Source organism: Pseudomonas sp. 5Ae-yellow (genome assembly GCF_014077575.1).
GTDB lineage: Bacteria > Pseudomonadota > Gammaproteobacteria > Pseudomonadales > Pseudomonadaceae > Halopseudomonas > Halopseudomonas neustonica.
Genome location: NZ_JACGWE010000001.1, coordinates 145,617 through 162,228 on the forward strand (window position 1 = coordinate 145,617; position 16,612 = coordinate 162,228).

The window sequence follows — 16,612 nt, forward strand, 5'->3', positions numbered from 1 at the left end:
TTATTCGGACTCCATAAGCGCTTTCGCTTCAGGACTAGCAGGGTAGAGTCGTTTGAGTTGCAAGGCATAGCTAGCCGCACGACTGTGATCTTCGAAGCGCTTGGCCAACTGGATACCCAGCGCCAGGCTGGCGGCATTCTGCCCCGACATGTCGGCAAAGGCTCGGTAATGCTGCCACGCCGGCACATAGTCCTGCGCCTGATATTCAAGCTGAGCCAATTCAAGCAGGGCGCGGGGCTGACGACTATTCAAGCGCAACGAACGTTCGAAGCTTTCACGCGCTTCGGTGGTTGCGCCCATGCGCTGGTAGGTAATACCCAGGTTCTCAAAAACCCGAGAACGTTCGCTGTAAAGCGTATCTTCCGCAGCCTGCTGAAAGTAACCCAAGGCCTCGGGATAGCGCTCCCTGTCCAGCAGGAAGGCACCGTAATTGTTCAAAATCCGTGAATCGTTGGGCTCCGCACTCAGCGCAGCACGAAAATGCTTCTCGGCCGTCTCGTACTCACCTTCGTACTGAAACACCAGCGCCAATGCCGTATTCGCGGAGGCAGACCGGGGGTCGATCGCCAAAGCTTCGCTGAGTGGCTTCTTGGCCCGCTCGGTTTCGCCTTTTTGCAGATAACCCAAACCCAGCTGAATATAGGAATCGCGTGCCTGAATCGGGTCAACCTTACGGCCAGTGTCGCCTGTGGTAACGCAGCCGCTCAAAAACAGGCTCAGCGTTAACATCAAGGCTGCAGACTTAATCATGCGCTCATCCTTTCTGGCAGAAACTACGAGTGATTGTTATCGCGAGCGGGTTCAACAACGTCCGCTTCGGCCGCCAATTGGCGCACTGCAATATAACGTTCACTGCGGCGAGTACGATCCATCACCTGGCCGACCAATTGGCCACAGGCCGCGTCAATATCTTCGCCACGCGTGGTCCGTACGGTGACGTTATAACCCGCCTGATGCAACATATCCTGGAAACGACGGATAGCATTGTTGCTGGGACGCTCATAACCAGAGTGCGGAAACGGATTAAAAGGAATCAGATTGATCTTGCAGGGAATATCGCGCAGCAACTCGATCATTTCCGCTGCATGCTCAGGACGATCATTAACATCCTTGAGCAGGGTGTACTCGATTGTCAGCGAGCGCTTCTCGCCGAGACCGGCAATGTACTTCTTGCAGGCCGGCAACAGCACCTCCAACGGGTACTTCTTGTTCAGCGGCACCAGCTGGCTACGCAGCTCGTTATTGGGCGCGTGAAGTGATAGCGCCAAGGCCACATCGGTAATCTCACCGAGCTTCTCGATCATTGGCACCACGCCTGAGGTGGACAGTGTCACCTTACGCTTGGAAATGCCATAACCCATGTCATCCATCATCAACTGCATAGAGTCGACGACGTTATCAAAATTCAGTAGCGGCTCGCCCATGCCCATCATCACCACGTTGGTCACCGAGCGATCAACGGTGGCAGGCACCGAACCGAAAGATTTGTTGGCAATCCAGACCTGGCCGATAATTTCCGCCACCGTCAGATCACTATTGAAACCTTGTTTGCCGGTCGAGCAGAAGCTGCAGTCCAGCGCACAGCCCGCCTGGGAAGATACACACAAGGTGCCTCGTCCATTCTGCGGAATGTAAACCGTCTCTACGCAACTGCCCGAGGCAACCCGCACGACCCACTTGCGTGTGCCATCGCGGGAAATATCCTCACTGACAACTTCCGGACCGCGGATCTCGGCGCAGGCCTTGAGCTTTTCGCGCAGGGCCTTGCCAACGTTGGTCATTTCATCAAAGTTGTCGACACCATAGTGATGAATCCACTTCATGATCTGGCCGGCGCGAAAACGCTTCTCTCCCAACTGCTCGAAGAAAGCTTCCAGTTTCTGCTGGGTCAAACCCAGCAAATTGGTCTTGCTGGTGGCATTAGTCATGGCGATCACATCACTTGGTTGGTGCAGAAGAGTTTGAACTTAGCGAGTGCGTGGGCACAGCTCAGTTTCTGCGAAGAAATAACCGATCTCGCGAGCGGCAGATGCAGCAGAGTCAGAACCGTGCACAGCGTTGGCATCGATAGACTCAGCGAAATCAGCGCGGATGGTACCGGCAGCCGCTTCTTTCGGGTTGGTTGCGCCCATCAGGTCGCGGTTTTTCAGCACGGCGCCTTCGCCTTCCAGTACTTGCACAACAACGGGGCCGGACGTCATGAAACCAACCAGATCCTTGAAGAAAGGACGCTCTTTGTGCTCGGCGTAGAAGCCTTCAGCATCGGACTGAGACAGCTGAACCATCTTGGCAGCAACGACGCTCAGACCAGCCTGCTCGAAGCGGCTCAGAATCTGACCAACAACGTTTTTGGCAACGGCATCGGGCTTGATGATAGACAGGGTACGTTCAACAGCCATGTAACTCTCCAGACAGTATTTTCGGATTGAAATGATAAAAAATGGTTAACCTGCGGATTATACGCAGGTTAAAGACAAATAGATAACAGCTGCAAGGATGCCAATTGAGGTTTGGCTCAACCGCCGTTTCGGAGGCGATTTACCACCAGGCAGATAACCTCGGCGGCGCGCGCCACGTCTTGCTCGGAGCTAAAGCGGCCGAGCGAAAGACGAATTGAGCTATGCGCCAGCTCATCACTCAATCCAATCGCCCGCAGCACATAAGAGGGCTCCACCGCCGCTGAGGTGCAGGCTGAACCACTGGACAATGCCAGATCCTTTAACGCCAGCAACAACAGCTCGCCATCAACACCGGCAAAAGCAAGATTCAAGTTGTGCGGCACGCGCGCATCAGCGCTGCCGTTGAGCGTTACCCCATCCAGCTCAGCCAAACCGGCCATCAAAGCATCGCGCAGGGCGCTAATACGCTGCACCTCAGCCTGCATTAACGAGCCAGCCAGCTCGAAAGCCTCGCCCATTCCCACAATCTGGTGGGTTGCCAGGGTGCCGGAGCGCATGCCGCGCTCATGCCCACCGCCGTGTATCTGCGCCTCTAGCCGCAGCGGCAAGCCACGACGCACGAATAGCGCACCAATACCCTTGGGGCCGTAGGTCTTGTGGGCGCTGAACGACATGAAGTCAACAGGCAAGGCCTTCAAATCTATGGGTAGTTTGCCGGTCGACTGCGCCGCGTCAACGTGAAACAGAACCTTGTGCGCGTGGGCGACGGCGCCAAGAGCAGCAATATCATTGACCGTGCCCAGCTCATTATTAACGTGCATAAGCGACACCAGCACGGTGTCGTCACGCAAAGCTGCCTCTAGTTGCTCGGGACTGATTATCCCTTCAGCGCCAGGCTGCAGATAGGTAACTTCAAACCCCTCGCGCTCCAGCTGATGGCAGCTATCGAGCACTGCCTTATGTTCTATTTTTGAGGTGATAATGTGCCGCCCCTGATCGGCAAGCGCATGCGCCACACCCTTGATCGCCAGGTTATCGGACTCGGTAGCACCAGAGGTCCAGACCAGCTCACGCGGATCTGCACCAACCAAATCGGCCACCTGACGCCGCGCCATTTCGACAGCCTCTTCGGCCTTCCACCCGTAAAGATGTGAACGTGACGCGGGGTTGGCAAAGTTACCGTCCAGCGTCAGGCAGGCCATCATCTTTTCCGCCACCTGCGGGTCGACTGGCGTTGTGGCCGCGTAATCAAGGTAAATGGGTTGCTTCATGGATTCACCTCAGCGTGCAATGGAGTCATTACTTTCAGCATCCACTGCCACTTCGCCGTCATCCTTCAGCAACTCAAAATCCTCACCACCCAGCGTTGGCAGCTCCTTGGCGCAGTAATCGCTGCCCAGCTCGCTCAACGCATTGCACATACCTTCAAGCCGACCGTCCACCGCATGCATATGGTCCAGCATCTGACCGATGGCACGGGCAACAGGGTCCGGCATGTCACGACTGACGCCATAGGCGTCGAAGCCAAGCTTTTCAGCCATGGCCTGGCGCTTGGCCTGCTGTTGCTGATCAGCCGACTGCTCCGCCTCCTTGACGATTATTCGGCCTGGGATACCCACCGCAGTCGCACCAGCAGGCACCGCTTTGGTCACCACTGCGTTGGAGCCGATCTTGGCACCCTTGCCGACGGTGAACGGGCCCAGCACCTTGGCGCCCGCACCGACCACTACGCCATCTTCCAGGGTTGGGTGGCGCTTACCATGATCCCAACTGGTCCCCCCGAGCGTGACGCCCTGATACAGGGTGACGTCATCACCGATCTCGGCTGTCTCGCCAATTACCACACCAAAACCATGGTCGATAAAAAAGCGGCGACCCAGCTTGGCACCCGGGTGAATCTCGATACCGGTTAACCAGCGCGCGAGATGCGACACCATGCGCGCCAGTAAAAAGGCATTACGCACCCACAAACCATGCGACAGACGGTGCATCCAGACCGCATGCAAGCCTGGATAGCAGGTCAGCACTTCCAGCGTGTTGCGCGCAGCAGGGTCACGATGGAAAACACTGGCTATATCTTCTTTCATGCGTTCAAACATGCTTAACGTCTCCGCTCACCGGATGCTTTGACTCCGATGGCTTTTTGGGTTTCGGTCAAAATACCACGCAGGATGTTCATCTCCATCCGATTGACCTGAATACGACCGTACAAACGGCGCAAGCGCGGCATCAACTGTCTGGGTTTTTGAGGGTCGTGGAAGCCGATTTCAACCAGCACCTGCTCAAGATGCTGAAAATACTGCTCCAGCTCTCCGGCAGTAGTCGGGGTTTCATTAGGCAGCGCGGTGGTCTCAATCTTATGCATCTTGGTCGGTGCACCGGCGCGCTGCAACGACTGCATACGCAATTCATAGGCCAACACCTGCACCGCCGCGCCCAGATTGAGTGAACTGAAGTCCGGCATTGACGGGATGTGCACGTGATACTGACAGCGCTGTAGCTCTTCACTGGTCAGGCCCGCATCTTCACGCCCAAAGACAATAGCGACCGGACCGCTTTGCTCGGACTCAAGACGATTCAGCACTTCATCTGCCGCTTCGCGCGGGTCAAGCACAGGCCAGGGAATACGGCGATCACGGGCACTGGTACCCAGTACCAGTACACAGTCGGCAATGGCCTCTTCCAGGGTTTCTACGATGCGCGCGCCCTGCAAAACGTCTTCAGCACCGGCAGCGCGAGCGTTGGCTTGCTGGTCAGGGAAACGCACCGGATCGACCAGCACCAACTCGTGCAGGCCCATGTTTTTCATCGCTCGCGCCGCACCACCGATGTTGCCAGGATGGCTGGTATTGACCAATACAACACGCACATTATTCAACACTGCAACACCTTTGGGCACCTGAATGAACCCTGCATATTACAAAAGCTATAGGGCGATAGCCATGATGCATTCATGTTGCCAAGGTTATCTGCTACAATTTCCGGCTTTTCATCTTCCCGACAGAGATACATCCCTATGCAGCCCATGCTGAACATCGCCCTCCGCGCCGCACGTAGCGCCGGAGAAATGATCTACCGTTCCATGGAACGTATTGATGTTCTTACCGTCGACGAGAAGGACGCTCGCGACTACGTGACCGAAATTGACCGCGCCGCCGAGCAGACCATTATTTCCCATCTGCGCAAGGCATACCCCGATCACAGTATCCAGGCTGAAGAGTCCGGATTTCAGCCTGGCCAGGGCGACGGCGCAGATACCGTGTGGATTATCGACCCACTGGATGGCACTACCAACTTCATCCACGGCGTACCGCATTTTGCGATCAGCATCGCTTGCCGGGTCAAAGGCCGCACTGAACACGCTGTAGTGTTCGATCCTATTCGTCAGGAAGAGTTTACCGCCAGCCGCGGCCGTGGCGCTGCCTTGAACGGCCGTCGCCTGCGAGTGAGCAACCGCAAAACCCTGGACGGCGCCCTGCTGGGTACCGGCTTCCCTTTCCGGGACAATCAGATCGACGCGCTGGACAACTATCTGGGCATGTTCCGCAGCCTGGTGGGTCAAACTGCTGGCATCCGTCGCGCTGGCGCTGCGAGCCTGGACCTGGCCTACGTGGCCGCCGGTCGCTACGACGCTTTCTGGGAATTTGGCCTGGCCGAGTGGGATATGGCTGCGGGCGCGCTTTTGATTCAGGAAGCAGGTGGCCTGGTCAGTGATTTCACTGGCAGCCACCACTTCCTCGACAAAGGCCACATCGTCGCTGGCAATCCCAAGTGCTTCAAAGCGGTGCTAACCGCCATTCAGCCGCACCTGACCTCCGGCATGAAACTCTAAGAGTTTCATGCCCAGCGGCAAGCTTTAAGCTACAAGCTACAAGCTACAAGCTACAAGCTACAAGCTGATTGTGCAGGCTTGAATAGAAAGGCCCATACGTTAGTTCGGTATGGGCCTTTTTTTGTGGGTTTTTTTTGGCTGGAAGCTGGAAGCTGGAAGCTGGAAGCTGGAAGCTGGAAGCTGGAAGCTGGAAGCTGGAAGCCAAGGATGTCCCGCGCGAACCCAGAGTCAAGTCCAGCAACGAAAAAAGCCCATACCAAAATCCGGTATGGGCTTTTTGTTCTAGCTTCTAGCTTCTAGCTTCTAGCTTACGGCTTGCAGCTTGCAGCTACATCGGCAAAGCCGATGCTAGGGCCGGTCGTCAATGGCCTCTTCGATCTGCGGCGGGATCAGGTCATCACGCGTCAGCTTCATAGTCACTAGCAAACCACCGGCAATGTAGATGGAGGAGTAGGTACCCACACCCACACCGATCAGCAACGCCGTCGCGAACCCGTGAATATTCTCACCGCCAAACCAGAACAGCGCGAGGAGCACCAGAATGGTCGAGAAAGAGGTTGCCAGGGTACGCCCCAGGGTTTGAGTGGTCGAGATGTTGATGATGTCGGTCAACTCAGTCTGACGCATCAACCGCATATTCTCCCGCACCCGGTCGAACACAACGATAGTGTCGTTCAGCGAATAGCCAATTACCGCCAGCAGGGCCGCCAGCACCGTCAGATCGAATGACAGACCGAACAGTGAAAATATGCCAAGGGTAAAGATCACGTCGTGGAAAAGCGCGACGATGGCCGACACGGCAAACTTCATCTGAAAGCGCAGCGATACGTAAAGCAGAATACCACCGAGCGCCAACAGCATGCCGAGGCCGCCCTTGTCGCGCAGCTCTTCACCTACCTGTGGGCCGATAAACTCGACACGCTTAACCGATACGTCATTGCCATCCTGGCGCTTCACCAACTGGGCAATTTCAGCGCCCAGATCAGGATTCTCGCTGGGCAGACGAATCAGCACATCCGTCGACGCGCCAAAGTTTTGCACCACCGCATCGTTCCAGCCGTTCTCGCGCAGTACACCGCGAATTTCTTCCAGATCAGCCGGCTGGCTATAGTTCAGCTCCACCAGCGCACCACCGGTAAAGTCGAGCCCCAGATTGAGCTGCTTGACTACCAGACTGGCAATCGACGCCAGCATCAGCACTATGGCAAGACCAAAGAAGACCTTGCGCAGCCCGAGGAAATTAATGGTTTTAATGTTAGTCATGGGTTGATCCTCACAGCCACAGCTTCTTGATGTCGCGTCCACCGACGGACAAGTTGACCATGGCACGGGTGACCATGATGGCACTGAACATCGAGGTCAGAATCCCCAGCGACAGTGTAACGGCGAAGCCCTTGATCGGACCGGAACCCATGGCAAATAGGATTACCCCGACCAGCAGCGTCGTCAGGTTACCGTCGATAATGGCGGAGAACGCCTTATCGTAGCCCTCATGCACAGCGCGCTGCGGCGATATCCCGTTGGCAACTTCTTCCTTGATACGCGAAAAGATCAGCACGTTGGCGTCGACCGCCATACCCAGCGTCAGCACGATACCGGCAATACCGGGAAGCGTCAGCGTGGCACCCAACAGCGACATAAGCGCCAACAGCAGCACAAGATTGAAGGTCAGCGCTATGCCAGCAAACACGCCGAATGCGCGATACACCAGCACCATGAAAATCAATACCAGCGCAAAACCGACCTGCGTAGCCGTCACACCCTTGGCAATGTTCTCTGCGCCCAGGCTGGGGCCGATAGTTCGCTCTTCAACAAAATGCATCGGCGCAGCTAGCCCGCCTGCACGCAATAATAGCGCTAGCTCAGAGGCCTCAGCGGGCGAATCCAGACCGGTGATGCGGAACTGGTTACCCAGCGCGCTTTGGATGGTCGCCAAGCTGATGATCGATTTCTCTTCAACAAAGGCCGGAATCTCGACCTGCTGCTCTACCCCATCAACTTCCTGGGTAACAGTGCGACTGATCTCGCGCTGCTCGATGAACAGTACCGCCATGCCACGACCGATATTGCTGCGCGTAGCGCGGTTCATCAATTCGCCGCCGTGACTATCCAGCTTGATATTAACTTGCGGGCGACCGTTTTCGTCGTAGTTGGACTGGGCGTCGGTAACCTGATCACCGGTAATGATGAGACTGCGCTCAACCTGAGCCGGCGGACGGCCGCTGCTGCCCCGATACTCAAAAGTTTCGGTGGTTGCCGCAGGCGCATCAGGCTCAGCAGCGAGGCGAAACTCGAGGTTCGCAGTCTTACCCAGCACCCGCTTGGCTTCAGCGGTATCCTGAACGCCCGGCAGTTCAACCACGATACGGTTGGCACCCTGACGCTGCACCAGCGGCTCGGCCACACCGAGCTCATTGACTCGATTACGGACAGTGGTCAGGTTCTGCTGAACCGCATATTCACGAATGTTGGAAATTTCCGCTTCGGTCAGGGTCAGCTGCAACACCTGCTGATCGCCCCGCTCGACCGAGTTCAGTGCAAACTGGGGATACTGCTTACCGATCAGGCGCCGCGCGGCCGACAGATCCTCTTCATTGGCGAAGCCAAATTGCAGGGTAGTGCCCTGGGTAGGCAAGCTGCGATAACGCAACTTTTCGGTACGCATCAAGCCACGCACTTCACTTTGATAGACATTGACCCGCGTCTCCAAAGCCTTGTCCATATCAACTTGCAGCAGGAAGTGCACACCACCGGAGAGATCCAGACCCAGAGTCATAGGTCCTGCGCCGATATTCATCAGCCACTCTGGCGTGGTTGGCGCCAGATTTTGTGCTACCACGTAATCGCGGCCCAGCGCATCGCGCACCACATCCTGCGCGCCCAATTGATCAGAGCGATTTACCAGGCGCACCAGACCAGAACGGCCATTACTGCCCAGTTCACTGCCCTTGGTCTGCAGGCCAGCACTGGCCAGCGCCTGCTCAATAAGATCAAGGTCGGTCTGTTCGATAGTTTGGGTGGAGCTGGCACCGGAAATCTGAATGGCAGGATCGTCCGGATACAGGTTAGGCGTGGCATAGATCAGGCCAAGCGCGAGCACGACCACAATCAGCAAGTACTTCCAGAGGGGGTAACGGTTGAGCATATCAGGGCCTGATAGCAGTCCGGGCGCCTTATCGGCGCCCGGAACAGAGTTCTACATGAGGGATTAGATGGCTTTCAGCGTGCCCTTGGGCAACACGGCGACAATAGCGCCTTTCTGAAACTTCAGTTCCTGACTGTCAGTCACTTCCAGCACCACGAACTCATCTGTCACTTTCTTGACCTTGCCCAGAATACCGCCACCGGTCACTACTTCATCGCCGTTGGACAGATTTGCCAGCAGGTTCTTGTGCTCTTTCGCACGCTTGGACTGCGGACGCCAGATCATCAGATAGAAAATAACGACGAAGCCGACCAGAAAAATCCATTCAAAACCGGCACCCATAGGCGCGGCTGCGCCGCCAGCTGATTGCGCCATAGCGGCGGGGATGAAAAAGCTCATGTGATACTCCTGTTATTAAACTGCTAGAAAATCGGTTATGGGGGCGATCCGAGCGCCAATCAAGCCTGCAATGGAGGAACCGGCAGACCCAGCTTGGCGTAGAAGTCTTCCACAAAGTCGGTCAATGTACCCTGTTGAATGGCACTGCGCAAACCTGCCATAAGCCGCTGATAATGCCGCAGGTTATGGATAGTATTGAGCATGCTGCCAAGCATTTCGCCACACTTGTCCAAGTGATGCAGGTACGCCCGTGAGAAGTTCTGACAGGTGTAGCAATCACAGGCTGAATCAAGCGGGCTCCGATCGTGACGATGCACCGCATTACGGATCTTGATGACCCCCGCCTCGGTGAACAAATGCCCGTTGCGCGCATTACGCGTAGGCATCACGCAATCGAACATATCCACGCCGCGCCGCACACCTTCCACCAGATCTTCCGGCTTGCCAACACCCATCAAGTAACGAGGTTTTTCTGGCGGCATGTGGCCGGGCAGGAAGTCCAGCACGCGCATCATCTCGTCTTTGGGCTCGCCCACTGACAGGCCGCCAATCGCCAGACCATCAAAGCCGATCTCGCATAGCCCTTCCAGCGAGCGCAGGCGCAGACTCTCGTGCATACCACCCTGAACGATACCAAACAGCGCCGAAGGATTACCTTCGTGCGCAGCTTTAGAGCGCTTGGCCCAGCGCAGTGACAACTCCATGGAGCGCCGCGCAGTATCTTCATCGGCGGGATAAGGCGTGCACTCATCAAAGATCATCACGATATCCGAGCCCAGTTCACGCTGAACCTGCATGGACTCTTCCGGCCCCATAAACACCTTGGCGCCATCGACCGGCGAGGAAAAATACACGCCCTCCTCCTTGATTTTGCGCATAGCGCCCAGGCTGAACACCTGGAAACCACCGGAATCAGTGAGAATCGGGCCCTTCCACTGCATGAAATCATGCAGGTCGCCATGTTGCTGAATCACCTTGGTCCCTGGGCGCAGCCAGAGGTGAAAAGTATTACCGAGAATAATCTGCGCGCCGATCGCTTCTACATCGCGCGGCAACATGCCCTTGACGGTGCCATAGGTACCTACAGGCATAAAGGCAGGCGTCTCCACGACACCACGCGGAAAGGTCAGGCGTCCGCGACGGGCCTTGCCATCGGTGGCCAGCAATTCAAAGGACATGTGACTCATGGGGTAACCTCGGGGCCGCGAGCGGCTGGATTGCGGGTGATAAACATGGCATCACCGTAACTGAAAAAACGATAACCACCGGCTACAGCCGCCGCGTAAGCGGCCATGGTTTCGGGATAGCCAGCAAAGGCCGACACCAGCATCAGCAGCGTCGACTCCGGCAAATGAAAGTTGGTCACCAGCGCATCGACGACATGAAAGGTCTTGCCCGGATACAGAAAAATATCGGTATCACCTGTGAACGGCTTGATCTGCCCATCACGTGCTGCCGACTCCAGCGAGCGCACGCTGGTGGTACCCACCGCGATAACACGACCGCCACGGGCCTTGCATTGCTCGACCGCCGCGACTACCTCAGGACCGACCTCAAGCCATTCCTGATGCATCACGTGATCTTCAATGCGCTCAACCCGAACCGGCTGAAAGGTACCCGCGCCAACATGCAATGTCACTTCTGCAGTCGCTACGCCCTTGTCCGCTATGGCCTGCAGCAATGCCTGATCAAAATGTAGTCCGGCGGTGGGCGCGGCTACCGCGCCTTGACGTTTGGCATAAACCGTTTGATAGCGCTCACGGTCCGCCTCTTCATCCGGCCGATCAATATAGGGCGGCAACGGCATATGCCCGACGCGATCCAGCAGCGGTAAAACCGGCTCGGCAAAGCGCAGCTCAAACAGCGCATCATGGCGCGCCACCATCTCAGCGACACCCTCACCATCAAGCAAAATCCGGCTTCCCGGCTTGGGCGATTTGCTCGAGCGGATATGCGCCAGCACGCGATACTCATCCAGCACCCGCTCAACCAGAACTTCAAGCTGCCCGCCGGTTTCCTTGCGGCCAAACAGCCGCGCTGGAATCACCCGCGTATTGTTGAACACCATCAGGTCGTCAGGGCGCAAATAATCGAGCAGATCAGCAAAACGCCGATCACTCAATTCGCCGCTAGGACCATCCAGACAGAGCAAACGACTAGCCCTACGCTCAGCTAATGGATGACGCGCGATAAGTTCGTCGGGCAAATCGAAGGCAAAATCACTGAGACGCATGCAGGCAGCGGTTCCGGAGGAGTTTGAAAGGGTGCACATAATAGCGGAAAACACGACCCGCCGCGATCATTCACACAAACGAATGTCATTTGAGCATTGACCTTTATGCCCACTGCTTCGTATACTCCGCGCCGGCTTGCATGAAGCGCAAAGCCTCGATGGCGGAATTGGTAGACGCGGCGGATTCAAAATCCGTTTCTGGTGACAGAGTGGGAGTTCGATTCTCCCTCGAGGCACCATCTGACTCACTCAGATGGTTGTGGCAAGACCCTGAAAACAACCAGCCCTGAGCTGGTTTTTTTGTGCCTGAATTTCAGCTCCGCCGCTCGCCTGACTCAGCATCAGGGCAGCTGCACACCACCCTCCGCACGATGCAGTGCACGCAGACGCCCAGCCAACCGGCGAATGTTGTGCTTGCCCAACTCAATTTCGCTGCGCCGCCCAGCGTCCAGTAACGCCAGCAGGTGCTCATCAAGATTACCGGCCATATCCAGCAAGCCCTGACGCCGCTCGGCGCTGCGCTGCTGCAACTGCTGCCATTCGCTTGCTTGCGGCAGCCCATAACCGGCGCCCAGCAACTCGGCCGGACGACTGAGATAGCCACTATTCGCCAGTAACTGCTGCATCAGCTGTTCAGTGTCATCCAGGCCCTTATGCCCGGTACCACGTAACGCCTGATAGCGCGCCTTCAGCTCCTGACGCACCAGCAGCATCTGGCGGCGCTGCGCGGCCTGCTCCAGCAGAAGCAGTGCTGCAGTAGTGCGCTGATCGCCCGCTGACAACCAGGCAGCGCGCTGCGCTGCACCCAACGCCAACCAATCATCGACACGCTCGGCAGGCACCTCAAGGTTGGCCCGAACCACGTCAAGCATGACCTGATAGCGCTCACCGTAGGAGTCAAAAAAATAGCCACGACGCATTGCCCATTCGCGATCAGCCAGCGCAATGTCATCAGCCAAACCTCGCCCCTTAAGCAGCGCCAGCAGCCCTGTGGGCGTTATGCTTTCGAGGTCCGCCAGTTCAGTATTGGCCGTGCCGCTGCGCAGTAGCTTGAGCGTTTCAACCGCGCAGTTGTTATTGATGAAATAGTAGGTACCGTCATAGCTCCAGTGCAGCTGTGCAGCCTGCTCAATCAAACCTTTACGCTCCTGCTCATTGAGCTGCAAGGGAATCGAGCTGAGGCTTCGCAGTTCCAGCTTGGTGTATTCATCGACGACCTGAGTGAGCGGCAGAATGAACAGCCGAGAGGGGTAGTTGCCGGTGAGGCCGTCCCAGCTGGAGAGCTGAACATCCTCTACGAACGCACGAAACGACAGGACCAGATGCTGATCGACGTCCAGCATACAGTCCGGTCCAACCGGGCGGCCCGGCGCACAGATCACCAAGCGCAGCATGCTGTGCCCCCAGCGACTAGCCCAGGCCTGGTTAGGCTCGGCCAGCAGATAGTGCACCGCATAAACACGCTGCGGATCGATTCGCCCCAACGCCTGCTGCGCAGGATCCAGGCTGGCATTGAGGTAGGGATAACTAGCGGAGCAGGACTGCACATGCTCCGGCGCCCAGTTGAAGTGCTGACGGAAAAAAGCAAACAGCGCCGGGCGGCGACAAGCGTATTGCGGGTCGAGCAGGAAATACTCGACATTCACTGCGACGAACTCACTGGGACTGGTCAGCTCGTAACGATCAGGGCTGCGATCACGCTGATGGTTAACATTGACGCGTGCGCCGCGCTCACCTACCCGCTCGGGCCAGCCAGCCAAGTCAAGCAAACGTGGATCATCACTGAGGCTAAAGCGTCGCTCGCCTTGCCCACGGCACCACGACGGCAACCCCACCAGCCCAAGGCTTTGTTGCTGTGACTGGCAGTGCTGGAACAGCCGACGCTGCCGGTCGGAGCCGTAACGGCCTCGGTCGTAGAGATGAGCTATCTCATGAACCAGGGTTGCCAGCAGTTGCTGGCGTGTAGGATCAGCGTCCTGCGCAGCGACAAGCACAGACAGCTGCCGACGATTGAGCAGGAGCTTGCCACTTGCGCTCGCTCGACCGACCACACTGGCATCCAGTGCCGAGCTCCAGCGCACAGGCACCTCGGCATCAAGCCTGCTGAGCAGAACAGGTGGCAGCACCCTGCTGACGTCAGCCAACAGCGCCTGGCTGGCCGCCAGTTCCGCCTGATTCAAGTCGTCAGACTGCAAGACCAGACGCAATGCTGCCTGTGCCGGCAGGCACAACAGCAGCAAAAACGTCAGCAGACCAAGCCGAACGCCGCTCAACGGGCGAGGATGGCCTCAGCCAACTGCATGTCGCTGGCGCTCAGAGCAGGCTGTTGTTGACGAATGTGCGCCAACGCAGCTTCCAGGCGCACACCACGAATGCTGCCACCACTGGCAACGAAGCTGGCCGCATCATCCTGGGCTTGCAGCAGCACCTTGTCGTTGCCGCCCGAGCTGACGTCACTGGTACCTTCAACACTATTAGCCAGGGACGCACCAATGGTATCTGTAGTAGCGATAAAGCTGCTCGCAAAGGCCAGACCAGAGAAAGCAAACACACCGATAGCAGCAAACAGGGAAAGACGTTTCATGGGAGCGCTCCTAAGCAAAGCAAAAGTGACACCCGCTGCAACCAATCAACCAGGGCAACAAGGCGCTTACCGCCGCTAAATAATAGCTGGTTTCACCAGCCGATACTCGCGGACTCTGTCACAGACCGCCGTTACGCCATGGTCAATTGGTGCCCCACCATACCCAGGACAAAGCCCAAGACGGCCCCCATGGGCGGCCCCCAATGTTTCTCCAGCTGTGCCTGAGGGGCAATATCCTGAAATACCGAGTAGCAAATCCCGCCAGCAGCAAACAGCATGACCATAGCAACCACTGAGGGGTAAGCTGACAACCAGCTGTATCCGAGCACGCCAAATATCGGCCCAAGCAAGGCAATTGCTGCAAAAATCAGCGCGATACGCCGAGCCCCATAATGTGTAGCAGCACGCAATTCTCGACAGGCGTTGAATCCTTCCGGCAGATTCTGCAGCGTCATCAGACAGGCCAACAACACACCACTGCTTTCGCCCACGGCAAAAGCGGCGCCCAGCGCCAGCGACTCGGGGAGAAAATCGGATAGCATCGCAGCCAGCTGCCCCGCCGGCGTCTTTACACGATCAAGCAGAACATCCAGAGCCATAAAGGCGACACCACCCGCCACAAAGTAAAACGCAGCCAACCAGGTCGATAACGGCGCGATGCCCTCTGGCACCAGCACAAGCGCCACCGCCGACAGCAAGGCACCACCACCAAAAGCGATGATGCCGTGACGATATTCATCCGTCAGCCAAGTGGGCCGCAGCTGATCAACGCCCGCCAGCAACGCGCCCAGCGGCATGGCCATACCCGCCATGAAGGTCAGTGCGATGACCAGATAAAACTCCTGCATCTACCTCTCCATTTTCAATACCGGTCGCTACGCTTGTCATCATCGCGCGCAGACACAAAAAAGCCCTGCACAAACAGGGCTTTCCTAACCACTCAGGTCACTATCTGCGCCTTACAGTTCGTCCAGAAAACGCTCGGCATCCAGTGCTGACATACACCCGGCACCGGCAGAGGTAATCGCCTGGCGATAGACGTGATCAGCGACGTCACCCGCGGCAAAAACGCCGGCGATATTGGTTTGCGTCGCGTTGCCTTCGGTGCCGCTCTTGATCTTAAGATAGCCGTCGTGCATGTCCAGCTGGCCTTCGAACAAGCTGGTATTCGGTGTATGACCAATGGCGATAAAGACCCCGGCCAACGCAATATCCTCAGTACCGCCACTGTTCAGCGCGATACGCATGCCGGTCACGCCGGTTTCATCGCCCAGCACTTCATCCAGCGTCGCGTTCAGCTTCAGTTCGATTTTGCCTTCAGCAACACGAGCCAGCAGCTTGTCGACCAGTATCTTCTCAGCGCGGAAAACTTCGCGGCGATGCACCACAGTTACTTTTTTGGCGATATTAGCCAGGTAGAGTGCTTCTTCGACCGCTGTGTTACCGCCACCCACGACCGCAACTTCCTGATTACGGTAAAAGAAACCGTCACAGGTGGCGCAGGCAGAAACCCCCTTACCCATAAAGGCTTCTTCAGACGGCAAGCCCAGGTAACGAGCAGACGCGCCAGTGGCAATGATCAGCGCATCGCATTGGTACTCACCGCTGTCGCCCCACAAAGTGAAGGGACGCTTGCTGAGGTCAACCTTGTTGATGTGATCAAACTGAATCTCGGTCTCGAAGCGCTCTGCGTGCTTGCGCATGCGCTCCATCAAGTCAGGACCCTGCAGACCTTCAACATCACCCGGCCAGTTATCCACTTCGGTCGTGGTGGTCAACTGACCGCCCATCTGCATACCGGTGATCAATAACGGCTTGAGATTGGCTCGAGCGGCGTAAACCGCTGCACTGTAGCCGGCCGGGCCCGAGCCCAGAATGATCAGACGAGAGTGACGCACTTCAGACATAAAATCCTCCGATTCACCACCACAGTGGCGAGCTAAAAAAGCAGAGCAATCCTGGGGTAAGGGGACCCCGCCAAGCGGCTGATCACTCTGGAAAATCGATTCGAACTTAGAAC

The 16,612-nt window shown here is 56.9% G+C and carries 16 protein-coding genes and 1 tRNA gene; 2 read left to right on the top strand and 15 right to left on the bottom strand.

Annotated elements, in window-relative coordinates; genetic code table 11:
- The 6 genes from pilW to trmJ form a co-directional block, all read right to left on the bottom strand.
- Nucleotides 1-750 (bottom strand): type IV pilus biogenesis/stability protein PilW, encoded by a 750-nt coding sequence (pilW, locus tag H4J77_RS00705; RefSeq protein ID WP_123888489.1) that lies wholly within the window; start codon nucleotides 748-750, stop codon nucleotides 1-3.
- 23 nt (nucleotides 751-773) lie between these two features.
- The gene (rlmN, locus tag H4J77_RS00710) at nucleotides 774-1,928 is read right to left on the bottom strand and encodes a 23S rRNA (adenine(2503)-C(2))-methyltransferase RlmN (RefSeq protein WP_123888488.1); all 1,155 of its coding nucleotides are present in this window, start codon (nucleotides 1,926-1,928) and stop codon (nucleotides 774-776) included.
- Nucleotides 1,929-1,967: 39 nt separating this feature from the next.
- On the bottom strand, nucleotides 1,968-2,399 hold the full coding sequence (ndk, locus tag H4J77_RS00715; RefSeq protein ID WP_123888487.1) for a nucleoside-diphosphate kinase: 432 nt from the start codon (nucleotides 2,397-2,399) through the stop codon (nucleotides 1,968-1,970).
- Nucleotides 2,400-2,515: 116 nt separating this feature from the next.
- Nucleotides 2,516-3,670 carry an IscS subfamily cysteine desulfurase gene (locus H4J77_RS00720; RefSeq protein ID WP_182246593.1) on the bottom strand — a complete coding sequence of 385 codons (1,155 nt, stop codon included), beginning with the start codon at nucleotides 3,668-3,670 and terminating at the stop codon, nucleotides 2,516-2,518.
- 9 nt (nucleotides 3,671-3,679) lie between these two features.
- Nucleotides 3,680-4,498, bottom strand: coding sequence for a serine O-acetyltransferase (gene cysE / locus H4J77_RS00725; protein ID WP_123888485.1), 819 nt, complete (start codon nucleotides 4,496-4,498; stop codon nucleotides 3,680-3,682).
- A gap of 2 nt (nucleotides 4,499-4,500) precedes the next feature.
- Complete coding sequence (trmJ, locus tag H4J77_RS00730; protein WP_182246595.1) at nucleotides 4,501-5,280, bottom strand: tRNA (cytosine(32)/uridine(32)-2'-O)-methyltransferase TrmJ; 780 nt, start codon at nucleotides 5,278-5,280, stop codon at nucleotides 4,501-4,503.
- 135 nt (nucleotides 5,281-5,415) lie between these two features.
- On the opposite strand from trmJ, the gene suhB reads away from it, so the two are divergent.
- Nucleotides 5,416-6,231, top strand: coding sequence for an inositol-phosphate phosphatase (gene suhB, locus H4J77_RS00735; RefSeq protein ID WP_123888483.1), 816 nt, complete (start codon nucleotides 5,416-5,418; stop codon nucleotides 6,229-6,231).
- A gap of 348 nt (nucleotides 6,232-6,579) precedes the next feature.
- On the opposite strand, the gene secF is transcribed toward suhB, so the two are convergent.
- From secF to queA, 5 genes are all read right to left on the bottom strand, one after another.
- Nucleotides 6,580-7,494 (bottom strand): protein translocase subunit SecF, encoded by a 915-nt coding sequence (gene secF, locus H4J77_RS00740; RefSeq protein WP_123888482.1) that lies wholly within the window; start codon nucleotides 7,492-7,494, stop codon nucleotides 6,580-6,582.
- A gap of 10 nt (nucleotides 7,495-7,504) precedes the next feature.
- A complete protein-coding gene (gene secD, locus H4J77_RS00745; protein WP_182246597.1) occupies nucleotides 7,505-9,376 on the bottom strand; it encodes a protein translocase subunit SecD in 1,872 nt (623 codons plus the stop codon).
- A 63-nt stretch (nucleotides 9,377-9,439) separates the two neighbouring features.
- The gene (gene yajC, locus H4J77_RS00750) at nucleotides 9,440-9,775 is read right to left on the bottom strand and encodes a preprotein translocase subunit YajC (RefSeq protein ID WP_123888480.1); all 336 of its coding nucleotides are present in this window, start codon (nucleotides 9,773-9,775) and stop codon (nucleotides 9,440-9,442) included.
- 59 nt (nucleotides 9,776-9,834) lie between these two features.
- Complete coding sequence (gene tgt / locus H4J77_RS00755) at nucleotides 9,835-10,953, bottom strand: tRNA guanosine(34) transglycosylase Tgt (RefSeq protein WP_182246862.1); 1,119 nt, start codon at nucleotides 10,951-10,953, stop codon at nucleotides 9,835-9,837.
- 5 nt (nucleotides 10,954-10,958) lie between these two features.
- On the bottom strand, nucleotides 10,959-12,008 hold the full coding sequence (gene queA, locus H4J77_RS00760; protein ID WP_182246599.1) for a tRNA preQ1(34) S-adenosylmethionine ribosyltransferase-isomerase QueA: 1,050 nt from the start codon (nucleotides 12,006-12,008) through the stop codon (nucleotides 10,959-10,961).
- Between the two features lie 152 nt (nucleotides 12,009-12,160).
- On the opposite strand from queA, the gene H4J77_RS00765 reads away from it, so the two are divergent.
- A tRNA-Leu gene (locus tag H4J77_RS00765) sits at nucleotides 12,161-12,247 on the top strand.
- Nucleotides 12,248-12,349: 102 nt separating this feature from the next.
- Here H4J77_RS00765 and H4J77_RS00770 read toward each other — a convergent pair.
- The 4 genes from H4J77_RS00770 to trxB form a co-directional block, all read right to left on the bottom strand.
- A complete protein-coding gene (locus tag H4J77_RS00770) occupies nucleotides 12,350-14,281 on the bottom strand; it encodes a DUF4105 domain-containing protein (protein WP_259364651.1) in 1,932 nt (643 codons plus the stop codon).
- Nucleotides 14,278-14,592 (bottom strand): DUF2388 domain-containing protein, encoded by a 315-nt coding sequence (locus H4J77_RS00775; protein WP_182246601.1) that lies wholly within the window; start codon nucleotides 14,590-14,592, stop codon nucleotides 14,278-14,280. Before H4J77_RS00775 ends, H4J77_RS00770 begins: the two co-directional genes overlap by 4 nt.
- A 131-nt stretch (nucleotides 14,593-14,723) precedes the next feature.
- Nucleotides 14,724-15,440 (bottom strand): ZIP family metal transporter, encoded by a 717-nt coding sequence (locus H4J77_RS00780; protein WP_182246603.1) that lies wholly within the window; start codon nucleotides 15,438-15,440, stop codon nucleotides 14,724-14,726.
- A gap of 111 nt (nucleotides 15,441-15,551) precedes the next feature.
- Nucleotides 15,552-16,499, bottom strand: coding sequence for a thioredoxin-disulfide reductase (trxB, locus tag H4J77_RS00785; RefSeq protein ID WP_123888476.1), 948 nt, complete (start codon nucleotides 16,497-16,499; stop codon nucleotides 15,552-15,554).
- Between the last annotated feature and the right edge of the window lie 113 nt (nucleotides 16,500-16,612).